A 12,276-nucleotide genomic window follows, 5' to 3' on the forward strand; every position below is an offset into this window, starting at 1 on the left:
TTGTTGTTGTTGAAGTCTGCTCGAAGCGCGATGGGATCTCCGTTGCGCGAGAATGACCTGCGGTACCCGAAGACAGGAGCCACACCCATGTCCACCAACTCCTCCGACGACCGTCCGGAGCGCGAGCCTCGTCGTAGGGACGGTGGCGGTGAACGGGGCGGATTCCGCGGACCTCGCCGCGACGACGACCGTCGGGACGGTGGCGGTCCCCGCCGCGACGAGCGGCGTGGCGACCGCGGTGGTTTCCGGCGCGGTGACGATCGACCGCCATTCCGCCGTGACGACCGCGATCGCGACCCGCGCCGTGATGACCGGGACCGCGGTGGATACCGGGGCGCCGGCTTCCGCCGCGACGACGACCGCCGGAACGACGACCGACATGGTGGCGGTTACCGCTCCGACGACCGTCGTGACGGCCGGGCTGGTTTCCCGCGCGACGAGCGCGCCCCGCGTCGCGACGATGACCGTCCGCCGTTCCGTCGTGAGGACCGGGACCGTGACCGCGGTCCGCGGCGTGACGACGACCGCCGGGGTGGCGGTGGGTTCCGTCGCGACGACCGGCGTGATGACCGGCGTGATGACCGTGGTGGTTTTCCGCGTGACGATCGTGCCCCGCGCCGTGATGAGCGGCGTGATGACCGTGGTGGGTTCCGGCGTGGTGGCGACCGTCCGCCGTTCCGTCGTGAGGACCGGGATCGCGACCGCGGTCCGCGGCGTGACGACGACCGTCGTGACGACCGCGGCGGGTTCCGTCGTGACGATCGCGGTGGGTTCCGTCGTGACGAGCGCCGCGACGACCGGCGTGATGACCGTGGTGGTTTCCGCCGCGACGACCGGCGTGATGACCGGCGTGATGACCGGCGTGATGACCGTGGTGGTTTCCGCCGCGACGACCGTCGTGACGACCGCGGTGGGTTCCGTCGCGACGATCGTGCCCCGCGCCGTGATGAGCGGCGTGATGACCGTGGTGGGTTCCGGCGTGGTGGCGACCGTCCGCCGTTCCGTCGTGAGGACCGGGATCGCGACCGCGGTCCGCGGCGTGACGACGACCGTCGTGACGACCGCGGTGGTTTCCGCCGTGATGACCGGCGTGATGACCGTGGTGGTTTCCGCCGCGACGACCGTCGTGACGACCGCGGTGGTTTCCGCCGTGACGACCGGCGCGACGACCGGCGGGACCGCGAGCCCGTCAAGCGGCTGCCCATTCCCGACGACGTCACCGGTGACGAGATCGACAAGGACGTGCGACAGGAGCTGTTGAGCCTGCCCAAGACCCTCGCGGAGGACGTCGCCCGCAACCTGGTGATGGTCGCCAGGCTCATCGACGAGGACCCCGAGAAGGCGTACGCCTACTCGCGGATCGCCCTCCGGCTGGCCTCCCGCGTCGCCGCCGTCCGCGAGGCCGCCGGATTCGCCGCGTACGCCACGCAGAAGTACGCCGAGGCGCTCGCCGAGTTCCGCGCCGCCCGGCGCATGACCGGAAACGTCGAACTGTGGCCCGTCATGGCCGACTGCGAACGCGGCCTCGGCCGTCCCGAGCGGGCCCTCGCCATGGCCGGCGAGCCCGACGTGCAGAAGCTGGACAAGGCCGGACAGGTCGAGATGCGGCTCGTCGCCGCGGGTGCCCGCCGCGACATGGACCAGCTCGACGCCGCGATCGTCACCCTCCAGTCGCCCGAACTCGCGTCCCACTCCGTCCAGCCGTGGACGGCGCGCCTGCGGTACGCGTACGCCGACGCGCTTCTCGCCGCCGGCAGGGAGGCCGAAGCGCGCGAGTGGTTCGCCAAGGCACTCGAGTCCGACAAGGAGGGCACCACCGACGCCTCCGACCGGCTCGCCGAACTCGACGGGGTCGAGTTCGTCGACGCGTTCGACGAGGACGAGGAGACCGAGGCGGCCATCGAGGAGGCCGACGGCGGTCGGCCCGCCGGGGACGGGGCCGGCGAGAACGGCACCGACGAGGAGGGCGACGGGGCCGGGCGCTGATCGCGGAGCGGCACGGGGAGGGGCGGCATCCCGCGGGATGCCGCCCCTCCCCGTGCCCTCAGTCCAGGGCCAGGCTCCGCAGGACCAGGCCCGTCGCCGGCTTCGGGCCGAACGACGTCGACTTCCGGGGCATCGTCACGCCCTGCCGCGCCAGGTCCCGTACGACCTCCTCGCGCACCGGGTGCATCAGTACCGCGGTCGCCCCGTTCCGCTCCGCCTGCGTCACCGCCGCCCGCGCGTCGTGGAGGTACGCGATGTGCTCCGGGGCGTCGGGGACCCGCCACACGTGCTCCAGCAGCGTCGCGTGCAGCACCGTCGCGTCCAGGCTTCGCCACGCCTCCGGCCGGTCCCGGCGCACCGTGCGCTCCAGCAGCTCCGGGGCGGGACGGTCCACCAGGTGGAAGCGGCCGTCGCCCGCCAGCAGGAACGCGTTGCCGTCGCCCGCGGCCACCGCCAGCACGTCCAGGGCGGTCTCCAGCGGCGTACGGTCCAGTGTCCGCACCCTGAACGCCCCGTCCAGCGCCGCCAGTGCCCCGGTGACTGGCAGGTGGTGCAGCAGCCGGTGTATCGCCCGTACCCGCAGCGGGTAGCGGGCCGTGTCGACGAGGAGGACCAGGCCGTAGTTCCAGGGACCCGGGCCGGAACGCTCCTCCCGGAGCCGCAGGTACGTCGCCCAGCGGTGGTGGCCGTCCGCGATCAACGCCTGGTGGTCCGCCAGGTCCTCCGCGGCGACCGCCAGCTCCCCGGGGTCCGTCACCGCCCACAGCCGGTGCTCGAACCCGTCCTCCGTCGTCGTCGACAGCAGCGGGGTGCCCGCGGTGGCCCGCTCGATCACGGCCGCCGCACCCGTCGTGCGGCCCCCGCCCCGGTACGTCAGCAGCAGCGGCTCCAGGTGCGCGCCCGTCGTCCGCATCAGGTCCGCGCGCTCCTCCACCACGTGCGGCATCACGTCCTCGTGCGGAAGGACCACGCCCTCCGCCGGCGACGACAGCTCCAGCGCGCCGATCAGGCCCCGTTGCAGCAGGTCGCCCTTCCTCTGCTCGTACACGTAGAGGGCGGGCTCCGCGTCCGGGGCGAGGACGCCGTCCTCCAGCCAGTCCGCGAGGGTGTCCGCCGCCCGGCGCGGACGGGCGTCGGCCGTCGGGGCCTGCGGCAGGATCAGCCGCACGATGTTGTGCGGGTCCGACGACTCCAGGTGGTACAGCCCGTCCGGCCGCACGACCACGTCGTACGGCGGAGAAGTCACCGCGGCGAGGCTGCGAACCCGTTCGGGGACGTACCGCAGTCCGCGGAACGGCTTCAGGCGCAGGCCGTCGTCGGCCGCGGGACCTCTCTCGTTCATCCTTGCATCGTAGGTGGGCGCGCGGATGGGCGATGATCGGGGGACGGGATCCGCCGGACGAGTGAGGAGCCAGACCGATGGGACGGCACGGACGGAGCGCGCCGGGCGGCAGCGCGACCGCGCTGAGCGCGGCGTACGACACGGCACTGCTGGACCTGGACGGCGTCGTCTACGCGGGCGGCGAGGCCATCCCGCACGCGGTGGAGGCGCTGGGGGAGGCGCGGGCCGGCGGGATGCGCCTCGCGTACGTCACCAACAACGCGCTGCGCACCCCCGAGGCCGTCGCCGCGCACCTCACGGAGCTGGGCGTGCCCGCCGAGCCGGCCGACGTGGTCACGTCGGCGCAGGCCGTGGCGCGGCTCATCGCCGACCGGCTGCCGCAGGGGGCGCGCGTCCTCGTGGTCGGCGGCGAGGGGCTGCGGGTGGCGCTGCGCGAGCGGGGGCTCGTCCCCGTCGAGTCGGCGGACGACGACCCGGCGGCCGTCGTCCAGGGGTACGGCGGGCCCGAACTGCCGTGGGGCCGGTTCGCGGAGGCGTCGTACGCGATCGCGCGGGGCCTGCCCTGGTACGCGTCCAACACCGACCGCACCATCCCCGGCGCGCGCGGCATCGCGCCCGGCAACGGCGCCGCCGTGGAGGTCGTGCGCATCGCGACGGGCGCCGAGCCGGAGATCGCGGGGAAGCCGCTGCCGCCCATGCACCGCGAGACGATCCTGCGGACCGGGGCGCGGCGGCCCCTGGTCGTCGGGGACCGGCTCGACACCGACATCGAGGGCGCCCACAACGGCGGTGTCGACTCGCTGCTCGTCCTCACCGGCGTGACCGCCCCGGCGCAGCTGCTCGCGGCCCGGCCCGAGCACCGGCCGACGTACGTCGACGCGGACCTGCGGGGCCTGCTGACGGGGCAGCCGGAGGTGTCCGGGACGGCGGCGGGCGGCTTCCGTTGCGGGGGGTGGACGGCGGCCGCCGACGGCGGCGCGCTCGTCCTCGGCGGGAGCGGCGACCCGCTGGACGGGCTGCGCGCGCTGTGCGCGGCCGCCTGGAGCCGGGCCGGGGACGGATCGTGCGCCCTGGAGGCGGGGAAGGCCCTGGCCGGGCTGGGGTGGTGACAGCCTCACGATCATCACGGAGGGGGAGGGTAGGCTAACCTAACCGGGTGTTGGTTGAGAGTCCCCCCGAACAGAGCGCGGGGCCCCGGGTCGCCGCGGGGCCCCGCGGCCGCCGGTCGGCGCGCGCCGCCGGGCTGCTGCTCTCCCTCGGCGTGCTGGCGCTCGTGTGCGTCGCGAGCATCGCCGTCGGAGCCAGGCCGGTGCCGCTCGGCGACGTCTGGCACGGCCTGTTCCAGAACTCCGGAACCGGCAACGACGTCCTCATCACCGAGGTCCGCCTCCCGCGTACGCTGCTCGGGCTCCTCGCCGGCGTCGCGCTCGGCCTGGCCGGCGCGGTCATGCAGGCACTCACCCGCAACCCGCTCGCCGAACCGGGCCTGATGGGCGTCAACGCGGGCGCGGCGGCCGCCGTGGTCACCGCGACCAGCGTCCTGGGCGCGACCTCCTTCACGGGGTACGTGTGGTTCGCGTTCGCCGGTGCCGCGATCGTGTCGGTGCTCGTGTACGTGCTCGGGGGCGGACGCGGCGCCACGCCCGTGCGGCTCGCGCTGGCCGGCACCGCCGCGACCGCCGCGCTCTACGGGTACGTCAACGCCGTCCAGCTGCTCGACTCGGCGGCCCTGGACCGGCTGCGGTTCTGGACCGTGGGGTCGCTGGCCGGCGCCGACGCGGACGTGGTCGGCGCGGTCGGCCCCTTCATCGCCGTCGGCGTCGCGCTGGCCGCGCTGGTCGTCCGGCCCCTCAACGCCATGGAGATGGGGGACGACACCGCCCGCGCGCTCGGCGCGAACCTCACCCGCACCCGGGTGCTGGCCATGCTCGCCGTGACCCTGCTGTGCGGCGGCGCGACCGCCGCGTGCGGGCCGATCGTCTTCGTCGGGCTGATGGTGCCGTACCTGGTCCGCGCCGTCACCGGACCCGACGTGCGGTGGATCCTGCCGTACGCGGCGGTCCTCTCGCCCGTGCTGCTGATCGGCTCCGACATCGTCGGCCGGATCGTCGCCCGCCCGTCCGAACTCCAGGTCGGCATCGTCACGGCGCTGATCGGCGGGCCCGTCTTCATCCACCTCGTACGCCGCAAGAGGATGGCCCAGCTGTGACCGCGACCCGCGCCACCGCCCCCGCACCGACCGCGGCCGCGCAGGGGGCCCCGCCCGCCCGCGTCCGCACCGTCCGGGCCCTCCGGACGCGGGGCGGGCTGTCCGTCCGGGTCGAGCCGCGCGCCGCGGCCGTCTGCCTGCTGCTGCTGGCGCTGGTCCTCGGCACCGGGGTCGTCCTCGTCGGCAGCGGCGACCTCCCCCTCGCGCCCGGCGAGGTCCTCGCCGCCCTCCTCGGCGACGGCACGGCCGTGCAGGAGTTCGTCGTCCTCGACCTGCGACTGCCGCGCGTCCTCGTCGGGATCCTGGTCGGCGCGGGCCTGGCGGTCGGCGGTGCGGTCTTCCAGACCGTCACCCGCAACCCGCTCGGCAGCCCCGACATGCTCGGCGTCAACCAGGGGGCGATCGTCGGCGCGCTCGCCGTGATCGTGCTGTTCCACGGAGACGCCGCCGCCGTCGCGGCCGGGGGGCTCGTCGGCGGCACGCTGACCGGCGCCGCCGTGTACGTCTTCGCGTGGAAGCGGGGTGTGCACGGCTTCCGGATCGTCCTCGTCGGCATCGGTCTCGCCGCGATGCTGACCGCGGTCATCCACTACCTGATCACCAAGGCGAACCTGGTCGACGCGACCCGCGCCGTCGTGTGGATGACCGGCTCCCTGGAGGGCCGGGACTGGACGCAGTTCCGGCCGCTGCTCGCCGTCAGCGCCGTCCTGCTGCCGGTGGTCCTCGCCTACGGGCGGCCGCTGCGGATGCTGGAGATGGGCGACGACGCGGCGTACGCGCTGGGCGTGCGGGTGGAGCGGGTGCGGACGGTGCAGCTGGTCTGCGCGGTGCTGCTCGTCGCCTCCGCCACCGCCGCGGCCGGCCCCATCACGTTCGTCGCGCTCAGCGCGCCCCAGCTGGCCCGCCGGCTGACCCGGTCGCCCGGCCCGAACCTGGGCGCCTCCGCCCTGGTGGGCGCGGCGGTGCTGCTGGTCGCCGACTGGGCGGCCACCGGCGCCTTCGGCGGGCGCCAGCTGCCCGTCGGCGTCGTCACCGGCGTCGTCGGCGGCTGCTACCTGCTGTGGCTCCTGGTCGCCGAGCGCCGGGCAGGCCGGATATGACCCCCGTGAACGACCGGAGCGCCAGGAGTACGCCCATGCCCCAGCCCGCGCGGCAGCGCCTCGCCGCGGAGTCCGTCACCCTCGCCTACGACCAGCGGACCATCGCCCGGGACCTGTCCGTGGCGATCCCCGACAACTCCTTCACGGTGATCGTCGGGCCCAACGCCTGCGGCAAGTCCACGCTGCTGCGCGCCCTCGCCCGGATGCTGAAGCCCGCGCGGGGCCGGGTGCTGCTGGACGGGCAGGCCATCCACTCCATGCCCGCGAAGAAGGTCGCGCGGACGCTCGGGCTGCTGCCCCAGTCGTCGGTCGCCCCGGACGGCATCACCGTCGCCGACCTCGTCGCCCGCGGCCGCTACCCGCACCAGGGCCTGCTGCGGCAGTGGTCGGCGGAGGACGAGCGGATCGTCCGGGAGTCGATGGACGCCACCGGCGTCGGCGAGCTGGGCGACCGGTACGTCGACGAGCTGTCCGGCGGGCAGCGCCAGCGCGTGTGGATCGCCATGGCGCTCGCCCAGCAGACGCCGCTGCTGCTGCTCGACGAACCGACGACGTACCTCGACATCCAGCACCAGATCGACGTCCTCGACCTGTGCGCCGAACTCCACGAGACGCAGGGCCGCACCCTCGTCGCCGTCCTGCACGACCTGAACCACGCCGCGCGGTACGCCACGCACCTCATCGCCGTGCGCGGCGGGGAGGTCGTCGCCCAGGGACCGCCGTCCGAGGTCGTCACCGCCGAACTCGTCGAGCGGGTCTTCGGGCTGCGCTGCCAGGTCATCGACGACCCCGAGACGGGCACCCCGCTGGTCGTCCCGGCGGCCCGGCGGGCGCGGGCGTCGCGGACCCGTCGGGAGGGGGACGGCACCGCCGCGGACCGGCACCGCGCGGGGGCTTCGCGGTAGCGTCGGGGCATGGACGCCACGCCCCCGCGAGAGCCCCGGTCCCCGTCCGCCCCGGACACCGCCGGAGCCCCGGCGCCGCCCCCGGGCGCGCCCGGGCCGGACGGCGGCGCGCCCCTGCCGCTCGGCGCCGGGCGGGCCGCCACCGGGTACGCCCCCGTGGACGCCCTGCTGGAACGCCTGGGGGAGGCCGACCACCTCGCGGCCGACGGGCACCTGCGGGTGTACGAGGATGTACACGAAGGGCTGCGCGACGCGCTGGCCGCCCTGGACGCACACCCCCGGCCGGGATCCCCGAACGAGCACAGGAGCTGAACCGAACGTGGCAGGAGTGGCACGCCGCCGCCTCGACGCCGAGCTTGTGCGCCGCAAGCTCGCCCGCTCGCGCGAACACGCGAGCCAGCTGATCGCGGCGGGGCGGGTGACGGTCGGCGGCACCACCGCCACCAAGCCCGCCACCCAGGTCGAGACCGCCGCGGCCATCGTCGTCGCCCAGGACGACTCGGACCCCGAGTACGTGTCGCGCGGCGGCCACAAACTCGCCGGGGCGCTCGCCGCGTTCGTACCGCGGGGGCTGGCCGTCGAGGGACGGCGGGCGCTCGACGCCGGGGCGTCCACGGGGGGCTTCACCGACGTCCTGCTGCGCTCCGGCGCCGCGCACGTCGTCGCCGTCGACGTCGGCTACGGGCAGCTCGCCTGGTCGCTGCGGAGCGACCCGCGCGTCACCGTCAAGGACCGCACCAACGTCCGCGAGCTGACGCTCGACGCGGTCGGGGGCGGGCCCGTGGACCTGGTCGTCGGGGACCTCTCGTTCATCCCGCTGGGACTGGTCCTGCCGGCGCTCACCGGGGTGAGCGGACCCGGCGCCGACCTCGTGCTGATGGTCAAGCCGCAGTTCGAGGTGGGCAGGGAGCGGCTCGGCAGCGGCGGTGTCGTGCGCAGCCCCGAGCTGCGCGCCGAGGCCGTGCGGAACGTCGCGCGGCAGGCCGCCGGGCTCGGGCTCGGGGTGCTGGGCGTCACCGCGAGCCCCCTGCCCGGGCCGTCCGGCAACGTCGAGTACTTCCTGTGGCTGCGGGCCGGGGCGCCCGCGCTCGACCCGGCCGACGTCGACCGCGCCGTGGCGGAGGGACCCCGGTGACCCCGCGGCCGGGTACGGCGCCGCGGACCGTCTTCCTCCTCGCGCACACCGGGCGGCCCGCCGCCGTGCGCAGCGCGGAACTGGTCGTCCTCGGCCTGTTGCGCAGCGGCATCGGCGTGCGGGTGCTGGCCGCCGAGGCCGCGGACCTGCCGCTGCCGCCGTCGGTGGAGACCGTCCCGGAGGCCACGCCCGGCGTCCTCGACGGCTGCGAGCTGCTGATCGTCCTCGGCGGCGACGGGACGCTGCTGCGCGGGGCGGAGTTCGCCCGCGCGTCCGGCGTGCCGATGCTCGGCGTCAACCTCGGGCGCGTCGGGTTCCTCGCGGAGGCCGAGCGGGACGACCTCGACAAGGTCGTCGACCGGGTCGTCACGCGCGCGTACGAGGTCGAGGAGCGCATGACCCTCGACGTCGTCGTCTACGACAACGGCGACGTCCTGCACACCGACTGGGCGCTGAACGAGGCCGCCGTGCAGAAGGTCGCCCCCGAGCGCATGCTGGAGGTCGTCCTCGCCATCGACGGCCGTCCGGTGACCGGTTTCGGCTGCGACGGCGTGATCTGCGCGACACCGACCGGGTCGACCGCGTACGCCTTCTCCGCGGGCGGGCCGGTGGTCTGGCCGGAGGTGGAGGCGCTGCTGATGGTGCCGATCGGCGCGCACGCCCTGTTCGCCAAGCCGCTGGTGACGACGCCCGACTCGGTGCTGACCGTGGAGGTCGAGCCGCACACCCCCGACGGGGTGCTGTGGTGCGACGGGCGGCGCACCGCCACCCTGCCCGCCGGGGCGCGGGTGGAGGTGCGGCGCGGGTCGGTGCCGGTACGGTTGGCGCGGCTGCACCACGCCTCGTTCTCGGACCGGCTCGTCGCCAAGTTCGCGCTGCCCGTCTCGGGCTGGCGCGGCGCCCCGCACTAGCCGGCGGCGGCCGCGGACGCGCCACCCCCGCGGGTGATTGCCGGGGCGTGTCGCCCGGTCGTCCGGGCGCGGGGGACGGGGCTCGTCGCATCGGGGCCGCCGGACCTCGTATGGTCTTCCACGTGCTGGAGGAGATGCGGATACGGTCGCTCGGAGTCATCGACGACGCGGTGGTCGAGCTGTCGCCCGGGTTCACCGCGGTGACCGGTGAGACGGGCGCGGGCAAGACCATGGTCGTGACCAGTCTGGGGCTGCTGCTCGGCGGGCGCGCCGATCCGGCCCTGGTGCGGATCGGGGCCGCGTCCGCCGTCGTGGAGGGACGCGTCGTCGTCGCCCCCGGCTCCGCCGCGGCCCGCCGCGCCGAGGAGGCGGGCGCCCAGCTCGACGACGGTGCGCTGCTCATCAGCCGCACCGTCTCGGCGGAGGGCCGCTCGCGGGCGCACCTCGGCGGGCGCAACGTCCCCGTGGGCCTGCTCGCCGAGCTGGCCGACGACCTCGTCGCCGTCCACGGCCAGACCGACCAGCAGGGGCTGCTGAAGCCCGCGCGGCAGCGCGCCGCGCTCGACCGGTACGCGGGCGACGCCGTCGCCGTGCCGCTCGCCGCGTACGGCGGGGCCTACCGGCGGCTGCGGGCGCTCGACGCCGAGTTGGAGGAGCTGACCACGCGCGCGCGGGAGCGGGCGCAGGAGGCGGACCTGCTGCGGTTCGGGCTGGCGGAGATCGAGGCGGTCGCGCCGCGCGCCGGGGAGGACGCGGAGCTGGCCGCCGAGGCCGAGCGGCTCGGCCACGCCGAGGCCCTCGCCTCCGCCGCCGCGCTCGCGCACGGCGCGCTCGCCGGGGACCCGGAGGACCCGGAGGCGGTCGACGCGACGACGCTCGTCGCCGGAGCCGGGCGCGCCCTGGAGGCCGTACGGTCCCACGACCCGGACCTGGCCGCGCTCGCCGACCGGATCGGGGAGATCTCGATCCTCCTCGCCGACGTGGCGGGCGAACTCGCCGGGTACGCCGACGACCTGGACGCCGACCCGCGGCGGCTGGCCGCCGTCGAGGAGCGGCGCGCCGCTCTGACCGGGTTGACCCGCAAGTACGGCGAGGACGTCGCCGCCGTCCTCGCCTGGGCGGAGGAGGGCGCCGCCCGCCTCACCGAACTCGACGGCGACGACGACCGGATCGCGGAGCTGACCGCGGAACGGGACGCCCTGCGCGCCGAGCTGTCGCGGCTGGCGCAGGCCCTCAGCGACGCCCGGACGGAGGCGGCCGCGCGCTTCGCGGGCGCGGTCACCGCCGAGCTGGCGTCGCTGGCGATGCCGCACGCGCGGGTGTCGTTCGACATCCGGCAGACCGAGGATCCGGACGGCGTCGAGGTCGGCGGGCGGCGCGTCGCCTACGGGCCGTCCGGCGCCGACGAGGTGGAGCTGCTGCTCGCGCCGCACCCGGGCGCCCCGCCGCGGCCCATCGCGAAGGGCGCGTCCGGCGGCGAGCTGTCCCGGGTGATGCTCGCCGTGGAGGTCGTCTTCGCCGGTACGGACCCGGTCCCGACGTACCTGTTCGACGAGGTCGACGCCGGGGTCGGCGGCAAGGCGGCCGTCGAGATCGGCCGGCGCCTCGCCAGGCTCGCCAGGACGGCGCAGGTGGTCGTCGTGACGCACCTGCCGCAGGTCGCGGCGTTCGCCGACCGGCAACTGCTGGTGGAGAAGACCAGCGACGGCTCGGTCACCCGGTCCGGCGTCACCCTCCTGGAGGGCGAGGACCGGGTGCGGGAGCTGTCGCGGATGCTCGCCGGGCAGGAGGACTCCGAGGCGGCCCGCGCCCACGCCGAGGAACTGCTGGCGACCGCGCGCGCCGACCGCTGACCCCGGAGACGGGCGGGGCCGCCGACCGCCGCGGAGGCCCGGACGAGGAGACGACCGTGACCGACCACCCCACCAGGACCGCCGTCGTCTGCGCCACGGCCGCCGCGGTGGCCGGTGCCGTGCGCGCGGGGCTGGGGCGCCGCCGCAGGCCGGCCTGGGAGCGCACCAACCACGCGGGCCGCGCCGTCGACCTGTACGCCGGGCCCGCCGTCGCCGCCGGTACCGTCCTCGCCGCCCTGGGCGCCGCCTCGGCCCGGGAGCGGGGCGCCGCCGTGCTGGCCACCCTGGCCGGTGCGGCGTGCGGGGCCTACGACGACGTGCGCGGTGACCACCGGCGCGGTTTCCGCGCCCACCTGGGCGCCCTGCGGCACGGCGAGGTCACCGGCGGCGCCGTCAAGCTGTTCGGGATCGGCGCCGCCGGGCTCGCGGCGGGCGCGCTGCTCCGGGACCGGCCGCTCGATGGGCTGCTCGCGGGCGTGGTCGTCGCGGGCACCGCCCACTTCGTCAACCTCGTCGACGTGCGGCCCGGGCGCGCCGCGCTGGCCGTGCTGGTGCTCGGGGCGCCCGGCGCGGCGCGGGGCGGGTTGCTCGCCGCCGCGCCCGTGGGCGCCGCCGCGGCGGTCCTCCGCGACGACCTGGGGGAGCGCACGATGCTCGGCGACACCGGGGCGCACGCCCTGGGCGCCGCTCTCGGCGCGGCCGTCGCCGCCGGGGCCGGGCGGTTCGGACTCGCCCTGGGCGCCGCCGCGGCCGTCGCCGCCGCCGTCGGCGGAGAAGGCGTCAGCCGGCTCGCGCGCTCACCCGTGTGAGTGGTCCAGGCGGTACGGTCGCGCCG

12 protein-coding genes are annotated in these 12,276 nt (G+C 76.1%); 11 read left to right on the forward strand and 1 reads right to left on the reverse strand.

What is annotated here, in order from left to right; translation table 11 throughout:
- The first annotated feature begins 142 nt into the window (after positions 1 to 142).
- Together LUW75_RS20010 and LUW75_RS20015 are read left to right on the forward strand one after the other, a co-directional pair.
- Positions 143 to 1,261 carry a hypothetical protein gene (locus LUW75_RS20010; protein WP_250336848.1) on the forward strand — a complete coding sequence of 373 codons (1,119 nt, stop codon included), beginning with the start codon at positions 143 to 145 and terminating at the stop codon, positions 1,259 to 1,261.
- Positions 1,243 to 1,986: a tetratricopeptide repeat protein gene (locus tag LUW75_RS20015; RefSeq protein ID WP_250336849.1), complete on the forward strand. Its 744-nt coding sequence runs from the start codon at positions 1,243 to 1,245 to the stop codon at positions 1,984 to 1,986. The genes LUW75_RS20010 and LUW75_RS20015 overlap by 19 nt, the downstream gene beginning before the upstream one ends.
- Positions 1,987 to 2,044: 58 nt before the next feature.
- Here LUW75_RS20015 and LUW75_RS20020 read toward each other — a convergent pair whose 3' ends face one another.
- Positions 2,045 to 3,328 carry a DUF1015 domain-containing protein gene (locus LUW75_RS20020; RefSeq protein WP_250336850.1) on the reverse strand — a complete coding sequence of 428 codons (1,284 nt, stop codon included), beginning with the start codon at positions 3,326 to 3,328 and terminating at the stop codon, positions 2,045 to 2,047.
- A 77-nt stretch (positions 3,329 to 3,405) separates the two neighbouring features.
- Between LUW75_RS20020 and LUW75_RS20025 the strand changes: the two genes are divergently transcribed.
- The 9 genes from LUW75_RS20025 to LUW75_RS20065 all read left to right on the forward strand — a co-directional run bounded on the left by LUW75_RS20025 (position 3,406) and on the right by LUW75_RS20065 (position 12,250).
- Entirely contained in the window at positions 3,406 to 4,437 is a 1,032-nt protein-coding gene (locus LUW75_RS20025) for an HAD-IIA family hydrolase (RefSeq protein ID WP_250336851.1), read from the forward strand.
- A gap of 47 nt (positions 4,438 to 4,484) precedes the next feature.
- Complete coding sequence (locus tag LUW75_RS20030) at positions 4,485 to 5,537, forward strand: FecCD family ABC transporter permease (RefSeq protein ID WP_250336852.1); 1,053 nt, start codon at positions 4,485 to 4,487, stop codon at positions 5,535 to 5,537.
- A 98-nt stretch (positions 5,538 to 5,635) separates the two neighbouring features.
- Positions 5,636 to 6,637, forward strand: a complete 1,002-nt coding sequence (locus tag LUW75_RS20035) for a FecCD family ABC transporter permease (protein WP_250337741.1) — start codon at positions 5,636 to 5,638, stop codon at positions 6,635 to 6,637.
- Complete coding sequence (locus LUW75_RS20040) at positions 6,634 to 7,542, forward strand: ABC transporter ATP-binding protein (protein ID WP_462933757.1); 909 nt, start codon at positions 6,634 to 6,636, stop codon at positions 7,540 to 7,542. The genes LUW75_RS20035 and LUW75_RS20040 overlap by 4 nt, the downstream gene beginning before the upstream one ends.
- A 9-nt stretch (positions 7,543 to 7,551) precedes the next feature.
- A complete protein-coding gene (locus tag LUW75_RS20045; protein ID WP_250336854.1) occupies positions 7,552 to 7,854 on the forward strand; it encodes a hypothetical protein in 303 nt (100 codons plus the stop codon).
- A gap of 7 nt (positions 7,855 to 7,861) precedes the next feature.
- Positions 7,862 to 8,677 carry a TlyA family RNA methyltransferase gene (locus tag LUW75_RS20050; RefSeq protein WP_250336855.1) on the forward strand — a complete coding sequence of 272 codons (816 nt, stop codon included), beginning with the start codon at positions 7,862 to 7,864 and terminating at the stop codon, positions 8,675 to 8,677.
- Complete coding sequence (locus LUW75_RS20055; RefSeq protein WP_250336856.1) at positions 8,674 to 9,588, forward strand: NAD kinase; 915 nt, start codon at positions 8,674 to 8,676, stop codon at positions 9,586 to 9,588. The genes LUW75_RS20050 and LUW75_RS20055 overlap by 4 nt, the downstream gene beginning before the upstream one ends.
- A gap of 110 nt (positions 9,589 to 9,698) precedes the next feature.
- Positions 9,699 to 11,441, forward strand: a complete 1,743-nt coding sequence (gene recN / locus LUW75_RS20060) for a DNA repair protein RecN (RefSeq protein ID WP_250336857.1) — start codon at positions 9,699 to 9,701, stop codon at positions 11,439 to 11,441.
- Positions 11,442 to 11,497: 56 nt separating this feature from the next.
- Positions 11,498 to 12,250 carry a hypothetical protein gene (locus LUW75_RS20065; RefSeq protein ID WP_250336858.1) on the forward strand — a complete coding sequence of 251 codons (753 nt, stop codon included), beginning with the start codon at positions 11,498 to 11,500 and terminating at the stop codon, positions 12,248 to 12,250.
- Positions 12,251 to 12,276: the final 26 nt, after the last annotated feature.

Origin of the sequence: Streptomyces sp. MRC013 (assembly GCF_023614235.1) — a bacterium.
GTDB lineage: Bacteria > Actinomycetota > Actinomycetes > Streptomycetales > Streptomycetaceae > Streptomyces.